Below are 16,739 nucleotides of genomic sequence, written 5' to 3' on the forward strand. Positions count from 1 at the left end.
CTCTTAATTTCCACTCTAGCCAGATAGTTACCGTAGCATTATGCAATTGAATATACCGACTTGGCTTACCCTGTTTCGCGTAGTTCTGATCCCATTCTTTGTGCTGGCGTTTTATCTGCCGTTCAACTGGGCTCCGATGGTTTGCGCCGTTATCTTTGTGTTTGCCGCCGTCACCGACTGGTTTGACGGCTTCCTGGCACGTCGCTGGAAACAAACGACGCGCTTCGGAGCGTTTTTGGATCCGGTCGCGGATAAAGTGATGGTGGCGGTGGCGCTGGTGCTGGTGGCGGAACATTACCACAGCTGGTGGATCACGCTGCCGGCGGCCACCATGATCGCCCGTGAAATCATCATTTCGTCGCTGCGCGAGTGGATGGCAGAAATTGGCAAACGCAGCAGCGTGGCGGTGTCCTGGATAGGCAAAGTGAAAACCATGGCGCAGATGATGTCACTGGTGGGCTTGCTGTGGCGGCCGGATCGCTCCGTAGAGTATGTGGCGATTGGCTTATTGTATATCGCAGCGGTGCTGACTTTCTGGTCGATGTTCCAATATTTGAACGCGGCACGCAACGATCTGCTGGAACCGTGATCGATACGCTGCAAAAATCGGCAAACGATCGTGGTGAGCCAACAATTTTATTGACTCATCACGTCAGGTAAGTAGAATGCATCGCATCAGACGACAACGATGAATTGCCGAAAGATGGCAAAGAAATCAGTCAGTTCTGGTAACGCGGGAATAGCTCAGTTGGTAGAGCGCAACCTTGCCAAGGTTGAGGTCGCGAGTTCGAGCCTCGTTTCCCGCTCCAAATATTGGCCTGTTGAATCTTCGTGATTCGGCAGGTAAGAAAAAGGGGCTTCGGCCCCTTTTTCGTTTTCTATTCCTTTGCCGTCCGGCGAAACCTTTCTTCATCTTCCTGCATCGACTATTGTCCCTATATCTCCTGCCATTTTCATACCGCAGGATGCCTCCTGAAAACAGGCACATTTGATTGGACATCGTGTCGATGCTCTGTGGGGTATTGATGCCGATCCATCGTGCGGCGTACAACCCGATGTGAGTCTCCAGCTCTGCAGTTGCGTTGACCGTTCAGGGCGGTGGCACCGAAGATTGCGCGATCTCCCCATGATGATGCTTTGCCCGGTACCCCATGATCATAAGCAAATGAAAAGCCGGGGAGGGCACGGGCAAGCGATTCCTGTCGAGAAAAAAGATCCGATTTGCCCGTGAATCCCTGAGCCGATGCATATAAAATCAACATTTCGCTTGCCTTTCCGTTGGCATTGTGAACAGTGCGCCCACAAAATAAGCAGTTGAAAGCGTTAGAGAACTTTTTGCTATTTCGGGGGGTTGCCAAGGTGGGGGGTTTAGTCCATAATGCAGTCCATCGATTCGGCGGTAACGAAATAAATTACTTAAGAATCAGATGATTAAGATAAGCGATTTCAACATCGCGATTGAAAAGAACAAAACGAAGTGGGTGAATCACCGGCTTTGGCCTGAAAAGGCAAACAGAATAAAGGCGCGTTAACAAAGCGGTTATGTAGCGGATTGCAAATCCGTCCAGTCCGGTTCGACTCCGGAACGCGCCTCCAACTTTCCCGAGCCCGGGTGGTGAAATCGGTAGACACAAGGGATTTAAAATCCCTCGGCTTATGGCTGTGCGGGTTCAAGTCCCGCCCCGGGTACCAGGGAACGAAAATACCGAATAATCAAAGCAATAAGTAGTAATGTCGTAGACCGCCGAGAGGCGGTTTTTTTGTTTCTGTAATTTGCATTATCCCCGCATTCCTTCCTGTCTTGTCATGCCTTATACCCATGGATTGTCATCCAGCTTGCAGGGAGCCCCGCAGGGCTCCGAAGTACAATTCATAAGAAACCGAACGCCGCAGCGAGGATCCAGCCGAAGACGCAGGAGACGCTGACGCCGATCAGGCCGGGCAGAATAAAGCTGTGGTTGATCACGAAGCGGCCAATGCGGGTGGTGCCGGAGCGATCGAACTGGATTGCCGCCAGATCGCTGGGGTAGGTTGGCAGAATGTAATAACCGTAACAGGCCGGCGCCGAAGCGACGATATAGGCAGGGTTAACCCCGATCGCCAGCGCCACCGGCACCAGCGCCGCCAGTGCGGCGGCCTGCGAGTTGACGAATTTCGACACCAGCAGCAGGATCAGCGCATAGGCCCAAGGGTACTCTTCCACCAACACACCCAGTGTGGCCTCGATCTGCGCCAGGTGCGCGCCGAACATGGTTTCCGCCATCCAGGCAACACCATACACCGCCACGATGGCGATCATGCCGGAACGGAATACCTCGTTTTTAGAGATAGACGCCGGGTTGGTGCGGGTGATGATAACGATCAACGCCCCGGCCATCAGCATGCACATCTGGATCACCAGAACCATGGAAAGTGGCTTGCCGCCGAAGCTGGGCCGCAGGCCGGAAAAGGCTCCCAGCACCGCCACCAGGGCGATGGTGGCGAGGAAAATCCACATGGCGATCCAGTTGCTGCGCGGCAATACCCGGTCCAGCAGGGTAGCGGCGTCGCCGTAGACGTAGCGATGGTTTTCCGGCACCGAGATGAACTTCTGGAACTCCGGGTTTTTGTCCAAGTCTTTGCCGCGGAACCAGCTGAAGATGCCGATCGCCAGAATGCCGCACAGCGTCGAAGGGATGGTGATAGACAGCAGATCGAGGAATTCCAGATGGCGGCCATTGAAGGTGTAGCTGCTGAGCATCGCCACCAGTGACACCACCGCCACCGACACCGGGCTGGCGATAATGCCCATCTGCGCGCCGATCGAACTGGCCGCCATCGGCCGTTCCGGGCGGATATTGTTTTTGATCGCCACGTCATAGATGATCGGCAAGATGGTGTACACCACATGGCCGGTGCCGCACAGGATAGTGAGAATGCAGGTGACGAAGGGGGCGATGATCGAGACATAACGCGGGTTGCGCCGCAGCATCCGCTCGGCGATCTGCAGCATGACGTCCAACCCGCCTGAAGCCTGCAGGGTGGCGGAGGCCGCCACCACCGCGATGATCACCAGCATCACGTCTACCGGCGGTTTGCCGGGCTGCAGGTGAAAGCCAAACACCAGGATCATCAAACCGATGCCGCCCAGTAACCCCAGCGCAATGCCGCCCTTACGCGCCCCATACAGCAGGCATGCCAATATAACCGCTAATTGCAGAAAGAAATCCATGATAGATACGCCTTAATAATGTTGAACTTAACTGCGTTCAGTTTCCGGCGGTGTTTACAGTAGAAAGTTGTTTTAAATCTAAAGGCGCTAAAAAATTGTGGTTATTAGCTCTAAAGAGTGATGACGGTCACGTTCAGAGGATCTGAAGAGCAGGCGGCTGACGACATCAGCACGAAAAAGCAAGTTAAGAGGTCAGACCTCTCCTATATAACCGGTTTGCCACCAGAGGAGAGAGCAATGGATCCGACAAAAATGACCGGGCTGGCGTTATTACAGGCTGCGATGGCTGGCAAGATCCCACCGGCCTCGATCGCTGAAACCGTGCCCATGAAACCGGTCGCGGTGGAAGAGGGGTATATCCGCATCGCGGCGCGGGCCGACGGGCGCCATCTGAATCCACTGGGGGGCGTACATGGCGGTTTCGCCGCCACGGTTTTGGACTCGGTGACCGGTTGCGCGGTGCACAGTACGCTGGGCGCGGGGATTGGCTATGGCACCGTCGATCTGCAGGTTAAAATGTTGCGCCCTGTGCCTAAGGAAACTGATCTGATCGCCGAGGGGCGTCTGGTCTATGCGGCGAAGAACGTCGCTTTCGCTGAAGGCACGCTCAAAACGGCGGAAGGGAAGCTGCTGGCTTCAGCAACCGCCACTTGTTTTATTATTCGCCCCGCCGAACAAGCACCGCAATAACCTGCTCTTTATCGGGCTTCGGGCTATCAACCCGGAGCCGGATGCATTTATCTTCGGCTGCATACCTTGCTGCGCTACGATGGCAGGCGCGATACGCCATTGTGGTCTAGTATTCTTGGGTGAAAATTTATCGGGGTGATTATGCAGCCGTATAAAGAGGTTGAGTTTGATCATGAGCTTTGTCTGGCGATCGGCAAAGCCGTATTAGACGTGGTGGCGCAGGGGGAAGAAACCAGCGCTCCGGCGGTGATGAACGCGATTGAGCGGTCGGTGGAGCAGGGGCTGGATGATGACCAAACCGCCATCGCCGACGACGCCCTGGATTTGATGGCTCGTCTCATCCACGGCTTCAGATTCATTAATCTCGCGGGTGAAGAGGATACTTCCCATGCATTGGTTGAATTTCAAGCGCTACAAGAGTGACGTTGCCAAACAGGCTGTGCCGCCGCATTTGAATGCGGCTGAGTTTGCGCGGCATTACGCTGACAAGCCGCAAGCCGATACGGAAGAGTACCTTTCGTTGAGCGGGGAGATGTGCTGGGATGCGGTGGTGCTTTGCGCTCATCGTTCAGGCGCGCTCAGCAAGGCGAAATACAAGCAGCTGTGGCTGACGGTGTTCGATAAGCAATACAAACATTTCGTCAGCCCTGATGATACCGAGATACGCACCATGGCGGATATGCTGCGCGCGCCGCAGGGATGTTTTATCGGTATATTTTCCATGCGCGACGCGGCGGCGCCCCGTTTGCTGCATGCCATGATCGGCACCGGCGCGGGATTTGCCGCGGGCAATAAAAATCTTTGCATCGGCGTGGGGGGCGCGGTCGGTTGGGAAAATCTCAATCTGGCGCGCGATCTGCGCTGGCAGCCGGAAGGCGGTTTTTTACGCCAAGGCGACAACGAAGTGCTGCGCATTTTTTATCGGCCTTTCCCCGCCTGAACCACCGGTCCGCAGGCTTTTTAGGATAAAAAACCGCCGTCCGGCGGTTTTTTTGCTTACTTAAACCCGCCGTTGCGCATGAACTCAAGACCGGCGGTGGTGATCCGCGTTTGATGCGGATCGATATCATAGTTGTTCTCGTCGATGTCGCTCATCACGTAGGCTTGTATCAGCCCCTTGGTTTTGAGATAGGCGAAGGGATCGGCGAAGGCGTGCGGGCTGGTGGCGTCCTGCTTCCACAGTTCGTAGGTTTTTTCATCCAGCGTGCCGGGGTGATTGGCGGCCAGCCGGGTCAGGATCTGATTGTAGAACTCATAGTCGGTCATGATGCAGTCCTCTTTATCGCGAGCGACAGTCTCGGAAAATAGCGTAACGTCTATCAATCATAGCCGAAGTTTTCCACCGCCTGCGGCGGCGTCGGGTTAGCCGCGTTGGCTTTCAATCCAGTGAAACAGACGTGAAATGCTGCAGGTGATATCGCCAATGTTGAAGAGCGCGCCGAGCCACAGGGTCAGCATCACCAGGATGCCGATGATGATGGGAAGGTCCATTTTGCTCATGATTATGTTCTTCATCAATAAAGAGTGTGCGGCAAAGCGTACCACCAATCCTGATTGTCATAAAAATGCGCTGCGCATTATTTCTTTTGAAATCAAAGTAAAAAAGCCACCCAAACGGGTGGCTTTTGTCTTTCAGCGGCGATCAGTCCAGCTTGGGGTGCTGGTCTATCAGGATCTGCTTTTTCTTTTCCAGCTCGGCGATCTGCGCGTTGATGTCCTCGACTTTCTGTTCGATATTGTCGTAGGTCTCCTGCAGCAGTTCTTTCGCTTCGGTACGGTCAGAAGCGGCCGGCGTCGCGCCGCGCAGCGGCTTGTTGGCGGTCTCTTTCATGTACAGACCGGTGATAAGACCGATCACCGCCACAACCATCAGGTAGTAGGCCGGCATGTACAGGTTGCCGGTCGCTTCGACCAGCCAGGCAGCGGCGGTCGGTGTCGCACCGGCGATCAGTACCGAAATGTTGAACGAAATCGCCAGCGCGCTGTAGCGAATGTGCGTCGGGAACATTGCCGGCAGAATCGAGGCCATCACCCCGGTGAAGGAGTTGAGCAGCACCGCCAGCACCAGCAGACCGACGAAGATCAGGCCGATGACGTTGCTGTTGATCAAAATGAAGCACGGGATCGCCAGCGCCAACAGGCCGATGCTGCCGCCGATGATGAACGGCTTACGGCCGATACGGTCGCTGGTCAGGCCGATCACCGGCTGCACGAACAGCATGCCGATCATGATGGCGATGATGATCAGAACGCCGTGATCCTCCGAGTAGTGCAGGTTATGCGACAGGTAACTCGGCATGTAGGTCAACAGCATGTAATAGGTCACGTTGGTGGAAATCACGATACCGACGCACACCAGCAAACTTTTCCAGTGTTTGGCCGCGATCTCTTTGAACGAGGTTTTCGGCGGATTTTCGATGGCGTTGCGATCCTCTTTCTCCATCTTATCCACGTGCTGCTGGAACGCCGGGGTTTCTTCCAGCGCATGGCGCAAATAGAGACCGATCAGGCCCAGCGGCGCGGCGATGAAGAACGGAATGCGCCAGCCCCAGTCGAGGAAGTTAGCTTCGCCGACGATGCTGGAGATCAGCACCACAACGCCTGCACCCATCACAAAGCCGGCAATGGAGCCGAAATCCAGCCAGCTCCCCATAAAGCCGCGTTTGCGATCCGGCGAGTATTCGGCGACGAAGATCGCCGCGCCGGAATATTCACCGCCGACGGAGAAGCCCTGCGCCAGTTTGGCCAGCAGCAGCAGGATCGGGGCCCAGATGCCGATCGACGCATAGGACGGGATCAGGCCGATACAGAAGGTGCTGACCGCCATGATGATAATGGTGACCGAGAGGACTTTTTGCCGGCCGAACTTGTCGCCCATGGCGCCGAAGAACAGGCCGCCGAGCGGACGCACCAGGAAGGGCACGGAGAAGGTCGCCAGCGCGGCGATCATTTGTACGCCGGGCGAAGCGCCGGGGAAGAAGACCTGGCCAAGTGCGTAGGCGACAAAGCCGTATACGCCGAAGTCGAACCACTCCATCGCATTGCCCAGGGCCGCTGCGGTGATCGCCTTCTTGAGTTTGCTGTCATCGATGATGGTGATGTCGTTAATGTGCATCGGTTTATGTCGTTTTTTTCTTAACTTCATATAATCATCCCTTAATGAATTATTCGTTGTTCGTGAAAGCGTAATCTCCGTTCACTGTTGTTTTCGAGTTATCAAATAGGCTAATCGAATCGCGGTTCAAGACGATTCATTATCCACATTTAAGTTGGGATGTGGATCACAAAATATCGTCGTTTATACCAAGGTTATGTCATTTAGGTGACTAATTATTTTGCATCTATAGCTTAACGTTATATCTTGCGGCGATCAAATCCAGCAGTTTAACTTAAGTATTTGCACCGATTTGGTGCGAGAATGGTCTAATAAATGTGCGATTTGACGATTTTTCGTCTAATTGGTGATGTTTCAAGTATAGAGAGTGCGGGAGATAAAACCGGAAAAATTGATGTGTTCGCCGCTAAAAAAAACGCCTGACCCACTGGCCAGGCAGTTTGGATTAGGGCGCCGACGAACCGCCGAACTCCAGATAGATTTTCGCCAGATTCTGGTACTGCGCGAAGCGGTTTTCGTCCACCGCCAGTTCCGCCTGACGGCGTTGCTCCTGCGCGTTTAACCAGTCGGTTATGGTGACGGCGCCCTGCCGGTAACGCACTTCGTTCAGCCGTTCCGATTTGCGCGCCAGCGCCAGCGAGGCCTGCAGCTGTGTCTCTTGCGCCAGCAGTTGCGCGCGCAGCGACAGGGCGTTGTTCACATCGCCCATCGCCTTGTACAGCGCCTGCCTGAACTCCAGCACCAGCTGTTCATAGTCGTTGCGGGCGATCTTGATCTCCACGCCCATTTGTCGCCATTGCAGGAAAGGCATCGTCAGGCCGGCGCCGAGGCTGCCCGTCGGGTTGCGCAGGAATTCCAGCAGCGCGCTGCTGCTGGCGCCCAGCGAGCCAGTCAGGCTGAACGCGGGATAGTATTGCAGACGTTTCTCGTCGACGTTGGCCAGGGCGGCGCGCAACCGCAGTTCTTTAGCGTTGAGATCCGGACGACGGCTCAAGACGCTGGCGGGAATGCCGGTGTTGATCTGCGGCATCGCCGTCTTCGGCAGACGCGCGGGCGCGATAGTGGCCTGGCCTGATGGCGCGCCCCGCAGCACCGCCTGTTCATTCAGCGCCTGTTGACGATCGTGTTGCAGCGTCAACAGCCGGCTTTCCTGCGTCAATAGGTTTTGTTCCGCGTTCACTACGTCCAGCGCTGAGATGCTGCCGGCCTGATAACGGGCGTTGGCCAGCCGCAGCGTCGTTTTGGCATACGCGATGCTCGCCTGGCTGACGCCGATCTGCTGATTGAGAAAACCGATGCGCCAGTAGTTGGTGGCGGCGTCGGCCAGCAGCGTCAGCCGAGCCGTTCGCAGATCCTGCTCGGAAGCCTGGCTGGCCCACTCGGCGGCGTCGCGCTGGCGCGCCAGTTTGCCCCACAGATCGACTTCATAGCTCGTAGAGAGAGTCGCGCCGCTGGTTTTATTCCAGGCGGAGGACTCGGACAACGGGCGATTGATGCCGCTGCTTAACGAGGCGCTGACGTCAGGCGCGGTGCTGATGCCGACGCGTTCCGCCTCGAGCCGCGCGCGGTAGACGCGCAGCACGGCGACGGCCAGATCGTTGTTGCTCGCCATCACCTGTTGCAGCCAGCGATCGAGCTCAGGATCGTGGAAATCACGCCAGTCGAACGGCGTCGGCGCGGCGTTTTCGGCGGCGTATTGCCACCCCGCAGGATAGTTGACCTGCGGCGCCCGGTAGTCGCTTTTCAGGGCGTTGCCGCAGCCGGCGGTGAGCAGAGCGGCGAGGCTTAACGCCAGAGGAGAGAGGATTTTCATGGGTTACTCGCTGGCCAATGAAACGACCGGATCCATCCTTGCCGCTTTACGGGCGGGGAGATAACCGAAGATCATGCCGATTAAGGTTGAACAGAAAAACGCCGTCGCGGCGGCTTGCCAGGAATAGATGGCGGTGAACATGCCGCCCGCCAGCGAGGTGAATAGCGAACCGGCGGCGAACGACAGCGCAATGCCCAAAATGCCGCCGATCAGACAGACCAGCACCGCCTCGATCATGAACTGTTGCATGATATCGCCGCGCCGCGCGCCGACCGCCATGCGCACGCCGATCTCGTGGGTGCGCTCGGTTACCGAGACCAGCATGATGTTCATCACGCCCAGGCTGCCGATCACCAGCGAGATCGAGGCCACCATCAGGATCAGCAGGCTGAGCGTCATCGAGGTGCGTTCGATCGATTTACGGAACTGATCGCGGTTGAACGTCATGAAATCCTTGACGCCATGGCGTTGGGTCAGCAACTGCGTGATGGCGCTGACGGCGGCTTCGCTGGCGACGTCGTCTTTCAGGCGCACGGTGATGCCGCTGAGCGTGGTCTTGCCGACCATACGGTACATCACCGTGCTGTAGGGCATCCAGACGCTGATGCGGTTAGGCGCATAGTTGCGTTCGCTTTTGGCGACGCCGACTACCCGCGCCGGCACCGAGCCGAGAAATACGATCTGGCCGAGCGGCTCGACGCCAAAATCGCCGAACAGCGCCTGGCGCGCGTTATCGTCGATGATCACTTCCTGCAGCGCGTTGCGATCGTCGCGGAAGGTGGCGCCTTGCACCAGCGTGATGCCGTTGACGCGGAAATAGTCGCGCCCGACGCCGGTGATCGAGGCGGTGGCGGATTTGCTGCGAAAACGGATGCTGTCGGACGCGCTGACCTCCGGGCTGACGCTGTCGACGAAGCTTTGCTGCGCCAGCGCGTCGGCGTCGGCCGGCACCAGGGTGCGGATGCTGTCGATGGCGTCGTCGAAGAAGTCGCGCCCCGGATAGATGCTCACCACGTTGGTGCCGAGCCCCTTGATATTCTCCAGCGTGCGCTGCTTGGCGCCTTCGCCCAGCGCCACCACCGTCACCACGGCGGCGATGCCGAAGATAATGCCGGTCATGGTCAGCGCGGTGCGCAGGCGATGGGCGTTCATTGCTTTCAGCGCCATATGTAGCGATTCGCGGGTGCGGTCAATCAGGCTTTGCCAGCCGCTTTGCCGACTGCGGTTCGGCGGCGGCAGCGATGGGCCGGACGCCGACTTGCGGCCGCTGTCAGCGATGATCTCGCCGTCTCGCAGCTCGATGACGCGGTGCGCATGCTGCGCCACGTTCATATCGTGGGTCACGATCACCACGGTGTGGCCGCGCTGATTCAATTCGCTCAGGATCGCCAGCACTTCCTGGCCGGATTGGGTGTCCAGTGCGCCGGTCGGTTCGTCCGCCAGGATAATTTCGCCGCCGTTGATCAGCGAGCGGGCGATGCTGACGCGCTGCTGCTGGCCGCCGGAAAGCTGGCCGGGCTTGTGGTCTTCGCGTCCCTCAAGGCCCAACCGCGCCAGCAGTTGCGCCGCTCGCCGCCGCCGCTGATCGCGCCGGGCGTTGGCGTAGATAGCCGGAATTTCGACGTTGCCCAGCGCGCTGAGATCGGGCATCAGGTGGTAACGCTGGAAGATAAAGCCGATATGCTCGCGGCGCAGGCGGGCCAGTTCGTCCGGCGACAGGTGGGCGGCGTTCTGGCCGCTGATGTAGTAGTCGCCGCGATCCGGCACGTCGAGGCAGCCCATGATGTTCATCAGCGTCGATTTGCCGGAACCGGAGGCGCCGATGATCGCCACCAGCTCGCCGGCGGCGATGGTCAAATCGATGTCTTTCAACACCGTCAGCGTCTGACCGCCGTTGGTGTAGGTTCGACTGATGCCTTTTAGCTCGATGATAGCGTTCACAGGAAAATGCCATCCTCAGCCGACTTGGCGGCGGGCTGCGACAGCACCACGGTTTCACCGGCTTTCAGGCCGCTGAGGATCTGAATATCGACGTTGTTGGTGATGCCTGTGGTCACTTCGCGCGTTTCCAGCCGCTGATCCTGAGTCAGCACCTGCACCTGCTGCACTTTTCCTTCGGTTTTATGCACCGCCTGGATCGGCACCAGCAGGGTGTTCTTCGCGTCGCCGAGCAGTAAGGAAACCTGCGCGGTCATGGCGATGCGCAGGCGGTTCTCCGGGTTGGGCACGTCCAGCAGCGCGTTGTAATAGACCGAGGCGTTCGAGGTGCCGGAACCGGACGCGGAGCTGGTGCCGGCGAGCGAGTCGTCTTTCATCACCGATTCCGGCGCCAGCTCGATGGTGCGCAGCGTGGCGTCGTACCGTTTATCCGGATCGGAAAAAATAGTGAAGTACGCCTTTTGCCCCGGTGAAATGCGGGTGATGTCGGCTTCGGAGATCTGCGCCTTGATGGTCATCATATCCAACCGCGCCAGCTTGACGATGGTCGGCGCGCTTTGGCTGGAGTTGACCGTTTGCCCCTGCTGCGTCACCACGGCGATGACGATGCCGTCCATCGGCGCGACCACGCGGGTATAGCCCAGATCGATTTTTTTCTTGTCGACTTCAATCTGCGCCTGCACCAGGCGCGCATTGAGCGAAAGCTGTTCGGCGCGGGTGGTGGCCAGCGTGGCCTCGGCGGTCTCGAAGTCTTCACGCGAGCTGGCTTCGTCGCTCAGCATGCGGCGCTGGCGTTTGAAACGCGATTCCGCCTGCTTCAACTGCGCCTGTTTGGCCTGCAATTCGGCCTTGATGACGTTCAGCGCCGCCTCGGCGTTGCGCAGATCGTTGCGCTGTTGCAGATCGTCGATGTCGGCGATCGGCTGCCCTTTGGTGACGCGATCGCCCAGCTTGACCTTCAGCGATTTGACTTCGCCGGAGACGCGGGCGCCGACGTTGACGCGTTCGACGGCATCCAGCCGCCCGGTGGCCAGCACGGCGTTTTCGATATTGCCCAGGCGGGCCGGCGCGGTAACGTAATCCTGCTGCGGCGGGCGTTGCCAAAAGATGGCCAGCGCGACGGCGACGGCGATGAAAACGATGGCGGCGAGCAACGCCAGACGGCGGGAGGGGAGTTTCAGTGATGACATACCCAGGTTTTCCATAACGATAAAAGCGGCGGTTCCAGTCTGCCATCATGGCAGCGCCAGCTTGAACTGGCGCTAAACGTGAGGCGCTTTCCCGCTGGAAAGGGGATGGTAAAGGCTTTCCCGCTAAAGATCACGGCGAGTTATTATCTTTCGGGTGTGCAACCGGCTGCAGGGCGCGTTATACTGGCTAAAAAACCAGTATTCATTCATCAGCAGGACAACTCCGCCGCCATGATGCCAAACCGCCTCGAGCCGGAACTCGACATTTATCAATACCCGGAGCACCTGCGCGCCTGCCTGGCGCCGTTGCCCAAAGGGCCGGGTGTGTATATGTTTCACGGTCAAAGCGAGAGCCTGCCGCTTTACATCGGTAAAAGCGTCAATATACGCAGCCGGGTGATGGCGCATTTCCGCGCGCAGGACGAGGCTAAAATGCTGCGGCAAACCCGACGCATCAGCTTTATCGAGACCGCCGGCGAGTTGGGGGCACTGCTGCTGGAGGCGCAATTGATCAAACAACAACAGCCGCTGTTCAACAAGCGCCTGCGGCGCTCGAAGCAGCTGTGCGCGCTGCGCGTGCAGGCCGACACGGTGACGATTGCTCACGCCAAAGAGATCGATTTCGCCGTTACGCCCCATCTCTACGGGCTGTTCGCCAATCGCCACGCCGCGCTGGAAAAGCTGCGCGCCATCGCCGACGAGCATCGTTTATGTTACGGCAAGCTGGGGATCGACAAGCTGCCGGCGGGGCGAGCCTGTTTCCGCTACAGCCTGCGCAAGTGCGCGGGCGCCTGCTGTGGCGTGGAGTCGGCGCAGGAGCATGCGCTGCGGCTCGGCGCGGCGCTTGAACAGCTGAGCATCGCCTGTTGGCCGTTCGCCGGGCGAGTGGCGTTGGAAGAACAGGGCGAGACGCTGCGTCAGTACCATGTGATTCACAATTGGTTTTATCTGGGGTCGGTCAACAGCCTGGCGCAGGCGCAGCGGCTCCAGAGTGCGGCCAGCCATTTTGATAGCGATGGCTACAAGATTTTGTGCAAGCCACTCATGGCCGGCGATTATCGGATTATTGAGCTGCCGTAATGCCATAACGCTATCGATAACCTAAGACTTATCCGTAAAGTCAGGGCATTATGCTAAAAAAGCTTGAGTCCATAATGTTGTTATGGATAATGGCGCCCCGAAGCGAAGGAATGCGCTATTAACTCAGTTGGCAGAGTGATTGGTTTTATAATGGCTTGTTTTGGCTTGAAAATTGATAGACGCGGGTTCGAGTCCTGCATAGCGCGCCAGCTTTCTTTCCTTCATCTCACCGCGCTTATCGTAAAGCGCACCCGGGTTGATTTGCACTATCGGCTCCTCGTTGGGATTTTCGGGTGTGCTTTACCGTAACCGCTGGCTTTCCTTCCTCTTTCTCTTTCGATCCTTTGCTAAACTGTAATCAGGCAGGCTTGCTGCCCGGCAACAGGAGGTCGATATGTCTCACTCCGAGCAACTGCAGGAACTCTTGCAACGCGTCGCCGCCCTCGAGGCGAGAGAGAAAGCGCTGAGCGCCGCGTCCAACGCTTATCAGGCGATTATCACCACCATGTTGGGCAATATGGAGAAGACTGAACGTGACCGGATCATCGCGATGATCGATCAGGCTCATGAAATCGCTTACGCCCGCGCCATTCAACGCAGCAACGAACCGCAAAAGCAGAAGATCAAACAGGCCGACGATGTGGCCCAGCGTATGTTCATGTTTGCACAGGGCAAGGCCGCCCAGCCGCGCTGAAGCCGAACTATAACAGTTGCCGCCATTAAGTTGGCTAACTGATCTACCTGGCGAAACTGTACTTGTGTTACTTTTAGCGGTGAGATTTGATGGCAATGCTGTTTCCAGCATAAGGTTGTAACGATGGACGCGATTAAAAGCATCTTGGTTAAAGAGATTGAACAGATCAATCGGCGTGAAGGGCGGGACGGCAAGCCGCGCTTCAACAGCGAATTCGCCCGCACTCACCGCTATCTGTGCCTTGCCATGTTCGCCGGTTATTTCGCGGTGATCGCCGTGATGTATCAGGTGCCGTACATGGGGATATATGCCTTCCTGGGCTTCACCGCTTTCGTGCTGTTCATGTTCGCCATGCTGCTGATCGAGATCCGGCCGGTGTACCGCTTCGAGGACATCGGGGTGCTGGATCTGCGAGTTTGCTACAACGGCGAGTGGTACTTCACCCGCGCGCTGTCGCCTTATGCGGTGCAGCAGCTGCTGGATGAGCCATCTATCGGCGCCGCGCTGAAACAGAAGATGCGCGTGATCATCGGCAACAAAGGCGAAATCGACTTCTACGACGTGTACGACATGGCCTACGGAAAAAAGCCGCAGGATGAGACACCTCAGTTGGCGGCGGCAAACTGAAAGGTTTCCGGCCGGCGGCTTGTCGATTATACTCAGCGTTTGAACGCGAAGCAGAATGAGGACCAAGCGATGAGTGATGATATTTTCGATTTTGATATCGATGCCGAACTGGCGAAAGCCGAAGAAAAAGCGGCGCAGAAGGTAAAAGAGGTCCCCGAGTTCCTCGAAGACGAAGCGGACTGCGAAGGTTGCAAGATCTGATCGCCTGCCCCATAAAAAAAACCGCCGCGGCGGTTTTTTTTATGTCTGAGCGTCGCTGGGTATTATCAATCCAGCACGAATCCCCAGATCAGGAACGCCGCCACCAGAATCAGGCAAAGCGCGGACACCGTCACCAGTATTTTCCCCAGAATGTCTTTTTCTTGTTCCTGCTGCGTCACGTTGAAATTATCCAATTAAAAGTCTATGGACCAAACCGGCGATGCTGAGATCGGCTGCCGCTACGCCCAGCGCCATGAGCATCATCACCGAAAGAAATCGAGTCTTGCCGTTCACATCCTTAATCCCTGTGGACGCCGCTGTTAGTTTTTATATCAAAGGGATATCATTCAGCGACGCTCTATTTCATGCATCATGATAGTGATTAAGAACGTTCTTAAGGCCAGAAGTTCCCTCATCGGGTAACGCCGCCCGCGGTAGCGTCAGTCGGTTACGATTCGGACGCCTATCTTACTAACTTGATTGCCGTCCATTTCGGCTATGGTCCAGGTCAGGCCGTCCCATTCCACCTGGTCGCCGATCACCGGTTCACCGCCGATCAGCTGAATGACGAACTGCCCCAGCGTCTGCTGCTCGTCGACGTCGTCTTGCAGATTGAGGCCATAAACCTGCGAGATGTCGCTTAAACGGGCGTCGGATTGCAGGATAAAGTCGCCGAAGAAGCGTTCGTCGAGCGTCACGGCCGGCGCCTGGCTGAACAGCTTGCCGAGGATCGGCAGATCGTGCTCATGGCCGATGACGCACAGAATATCGTTCTCCCGCAGCCGGGTACTGCCGCTAGGATGCAGCAGCTCTTTGCCGCGGAACAGGGCGGCGATGCGGGTATTGGGCGGCATTTTCAGCTCACGCAGCGCCGCGCCGACGCACCAGTTTTCCGCCGAAAGCTGATACACGAACTGTTCCCACTGGTTTTCCGGGTGTACATCCAGCCCAACGCGGGAGATCGGCGTCAGCGCCGGCGGCACGATCACCTTGGCTTTTTTAGCGGCGAACGACAGTGTGGTGCCCTGCAGCAGCAGGGAGACCAGCACCACGAAGAACGCCACGTTGAAGAACAGCTGGGCGTTGGGCAGCCCGGCCATCATCGGGAACACCGCCAGAATCACCGGCACCGCGCCGCGCAGGCCGACCCAGGAAATAAAGCCGCGCTCGCGCAGGGTAAAACTGCGGAACGGCAGCAGGCCGATAAACACCGACAGCGGGCGGGCGAACAGGATCATCCACAGCGACAGCAGCAGAGCAGGGATGGCGATCGGCAGCAGCTCGTGCGGGTTGAGCAGCAGCCCGAGCACCAGGAACATGCCGATCTGGCTGAGCCAGGCCAGGCCATCGAAGGTTTGTACGATGCCGTGACGGTTGCGGATCGGCCGGTTGCCCAGCAGCAGGCCGCACAAATACACCGCCAGAATGCCGCTGCCGTCCAGCGCGGTGGTCAGTGCGAAAATAAGAATACCGCCGCTTACCGCCAGCAGCGGATAGAGGCCGTCCGCCAGTTTGATGTGGTTGATCAGCGTCAGCAGCAGCCAGCCGCCGCCCAGACCGAAGACGATGCCCATGCCGAACTGCTGCATCAGATGCAGCGGGAAGGTCCAGCTCAGTGCGGTTTCCCCGGCGGCGATCATCGCAATCAGCGTGATGGTGAGAAACACCGCCATCGGATCGTTGCTGCCGGATTCGATCTCCAGCGTGGCGCTGACGCGTTCGTTCAAACCTTTGCCCCCCAAAAGGGAGAAGACCGCGGCGGCGTCGGTGGAACCGATGATGGCGCCGATCAGCAGCCCCTGCAGCAGATCGAGATTGAACAGCCAGGCGGCGGCCATGCCGGTCAGACCGGCGGTGATCACTACACCGACGGTGGCGAGAGAGAGTGCCGGCCACAGGGCGACGCGGAAAGAGCTGACCCGGGTACGCATGCCGCCGTCTAGCAGGATCACTGCCAACGCGAGGTTGCTGACCAGATAAGCGACCGGGTAATTGCTGAAGACGATGCCGCCGGGGCCATCGACGCCGGCCAGCATGCCGATCGCCAGGAAGATCACCAGGATCGGAATGCCGAGCCGGGAAGAAAATGAGCTGAGCAGAATGCTTGCCCCCACCAGCACGGCACCGATGACGAACAAACTGTTAATGGTGCTGGCATCCAAAATATTGCTCTCCTGAGG

Annotated in this window: 17 protein-coding genes and 4 tRNA genes; 12 read left to right on the plus strand and 9 right to left on the minus strand. The window is 57.7% G+C overall.

The features are described from left to right. The first annotated feature begins 40 nt into the window (after positions 1–40). The 4 genes from pgsA (at position 41) to ACTJJ6_RS01840 (ending at position 1,692) form a co-directional block, all read left to right on the plus strand. On the plus strand, positions 41–589 hold the full coding sequence (pgsA, locus tag ACTJJ6_RS01825) for a CDP-diacylglycerol--glycerol-3-phosphate 3-phosphatidyltransferase (RefSeq protein ID WP_004927937.1): 549 nt from the start codon (positions 41–43) through the stop codon (positions 587–589). A gap of 144 nt (positions 590–733) precedes the next feature. Continuing rightward, positions 734–809: transfer RNA gene (locus ACTJJ6_RS01830), tRNA-Gly, on the plus strand. 713 nt (positions 810–1,522) lie between these two features. Then, a tRNA-Cys gene (locus ACTJJ6_RS01835) sits at positions 1,523–1,596 on the plus strand. Positions 1,597–1,606: 10 nt separating this feature from the next. Beyond that, positions 1,607–1,692 (plus strand) — tRNA-Leu (locus tag ACTJJ6_RS01840). Positions 1,693–1,870: 178 nt separating this feature from the next. On the opposite strand, the gene ACTJJ6_RS01845 is transcribed toward ACTJJ6_RS01840, so the two are convergent. Continuing rightward, positions 1,871–3,211, minus strand: a complete 1,341-nt coding sequence (locus tag ACTJJ6_RS01845; protein WP_440801849.1) for an anaerobic C4-dicarboxylate transporter — start codon at positions 3,209–3,211, stop codon at positions 1,871–1,873. A gap of 237 nt (positions 3,212–3,448) precedes the next feature. Between ACTJJ6_RS01845 and ACTJJ6_RS01850 the strand changes: the two genes are divergently transcribed. From ACTJJ6_RS01850 to ACTJJ6_RS01860, 3 genes are all read left to right on the plus strand, one after another. Continuing rightward, positions 3,449–3,901, plus strand: a complete 453-nt coding sequence (locus tag ACTJJ6_RS01850; RefSeq protein ID WP_016928240.1) for a PaaI family thioesterase — start codon at positions 3,449–3,451, stop codon at positions 3,899–3,901. Between the two features lie 141 nt (positions 3,902–4,042). Further along, the gene (locus ACTJJ6_RS01855) at positions 4,043–4,324 is read left to right on the plus strand and encodes a hypothetical protein (protein WP_440801851.1); all 282 of its coding nucleotides are present in this window, start codon (positions 4,043–4,045) and stop codon (positions 4,322–4,324) included. Continuing rightward, the gene (locus ACTJJ6_RS01860; RefSeq protein ID WP_004927924.1) at positions 4,290–4,841 is read left to right on the plus strand and encodes a hypothetical protein; all 552 of its coding nucleotides are present in this window, start codon (positions 4,290–4,292) and stop codon (positions 4,839–4,841) included. The genes ACTJJ6_RS01855 and ACTJJ6_RS01860 overlap by 35 nt, the downstream gene beginning before the upstream one ends. A 56-nt stretch (positions 4,842–4,897) precedes the next feature. On the opposite strand, the gene ACTJJ6_RS01865 is transcribed toward ACTJJ6_RS01860, so the two are convergent. The 6 genes from ACTJJ6_RS01865 to ACTJJ6_RS01890 all read right to left on the minus strand — a co-directional run bounded on the left by ACTJJ6_RS01865 (position 4,898) and on the right by ACTJJ6_RS01890 (position 11,972). Further along, positions 4,898–5,167, minus strand: coding sequence for a hypothetical protein (locus ACTJJ6_RS01865; protein ID WP_016928237.1), 270 nt, complete (start codon positions 5,165–5,167; stop codon positions 4,898–4,900). Between the two features lie 96 nt (positions 5,168–5,263). After that, positions 5,264–5,401, minus strand: a complete 138-nt coding sequence (locus ACTJJ6_RS01870; protein WP_162531381.1) for a hypothetical protein — start codon at positions 5,399–5,401, stop codon at positions 5,264–5,266. Positions 5,402–5,543: 142 nt separating this feature from the next. Next, a complete protein-coding gene (gene proP / locus ACTJJ6_RS01875; protein WP_004927916.1) occupies positions 5,544–7,046 on the minus strand; it encodes a glycine betaine/L-proline transporter ProP in 1,503 nt (500 codons plus the stop codon). A gap of 415 nt (positions 7,047–7,461) precedes the next feature. After that, positions 7,462–8,829 (minus strand): TolC family protein, encoded by a 1,368-nt coding sequence (locus ACTJJ6_RS01880; protein ID WP_143778867.1) that lies wholly within the window; start codon positions 8,827–8,829, stop codon positions 7,462–7,464. A gap of 3 nt (positions 8,830–8,832) precedes the next feature. After that, positions 8,833–10,770 carry a MacB family efflux pump subunit gene (locus ACTJJ6_RS01885; protein WP_016928233.1) on the minus strand — a complete coding sequence of 646 codons (1,938 nt, stop codon included), beginning with the start codon at positions 10,768–10,770 and terminating at the stop codon, positions 8,833–8,835. Beyond that, complete coding sequence (locus tag ACTJJ6_RS01890; protein ID WP_143778868.1) at positions 10,767–11,972, minus strand: efflux RND transporter periplasmic adaptor subunit; 1,206 nt, start codon at positions 11,970–11,972, stop codon at positions 10,767–10,769. Before ACTJJ6_RS01890 ends, ACTJJ6_RS01885 begins: the two co-directional genes overlap by 4 nt. A 216-nt stretch (positions 11,973–12,188) precedes the next feature. On the opposite strand from ACTJJ6_RS01890, the gene cho reads away from it, so the two are divergent. The 5 genes from cho (at position 12,189) to ACTJJ6_RS01915 (ending at position 14,559) form a co-directional block, all read left to right on the plus strand. Beyond that, positions 12,189–13,037 (plus strand): excinuclease Cho, encoded by an 849-nt coding sequence (gene cho / locus ACTJJ6_RS01895; protein ID WP_079449677.1) that lies wholly within the window; start codon positions 12,189–12,191, stop codon positions 13,035–13,037. Between the two features lie 112 nt (positions 13,038–13,149). Further along, positions 13,150–13,246: transfer RNA gene (locus tag ACTJJ6_RS01900), tRNA-OTHER, on the plus strand. Positions 13,247–13,431: 185 nt separating this feature from the next. Then, a complete protein-coding gene (locus ACTJJ6_RS01905) occupies positions 13,432–13,731 on the plus strand; it encodes a sigma-S stabilization anti-adapter protein IraP (protein WP_016928230.1) in 300 nt (99 codons plus the stop codon). A 123-nt stretch (positions 13,732–13,854) separates the two neighbouring features. Then, complete coding sequence (locus ACTJJ6_RS01910; RefSeq protein WP_016928229.1) at positions 13,855–14,358, plus strand: YlaC family protein; 504 nt, start codon at positions 13,855–13,857, stop codon at positions 14,356–14,358. Between the two features lie 69 nt (positions 14,359–14,427). Then, the gene (locus ACTJJ6_RS01915; RefSeq protein ID WP_015377413.1) at positions 14,428–14,559 is read left to right on the plus strand and encodes a hypothetical protein; all 132 of its coding nucleotides are present in this window, start codon (positions 14,428–14,430) and stop codon (positions 14,557–14,559) included. 65 nt (positions 14,560–14,624) lie between these two features. Here ACTJJ6_RS01915 and ACTJJ6_RS01920 read toward each other — a convergent pair whose 3' ends face one another. Continuing rightward, on the minus strand, positions 14,625–14,753 hold the full coding sequence (locus ACTJJ6_RS01920) for a hypothetical protein (RefSeq protein ID WP_016928228.1): 129 nt from the start codon (positions 14,751–14,753) through the stop codon (positions 14,625–14,627). Positions 14,754–14,999: 246 nt separating this feature from the next. Further along, positions 15,000–16,721 carry a potassium/proton antiporter gene (locus ACTJJ6_RS01925; protein ID WP_015377414.1) on the minus strand — a complete coding sequence of 574 codons (1,722 nt, stop codon included), beginning with the start codon at positions 16,719–16,721 and terminating at the stop codon, positions 15,000–15,002. Between the last annotated feature and the right edge of the window lie 18 nt (positions 16,722–16,739).

Source organism: Serratia sp. 22278, from assembly GCF_052045405.1.
GTDB lineage: Bacteria > Pseudomonadota > Gammaproteobacteria > Enterobacterales > Enterobacteriaceae > Serratia > Serratia marcescens.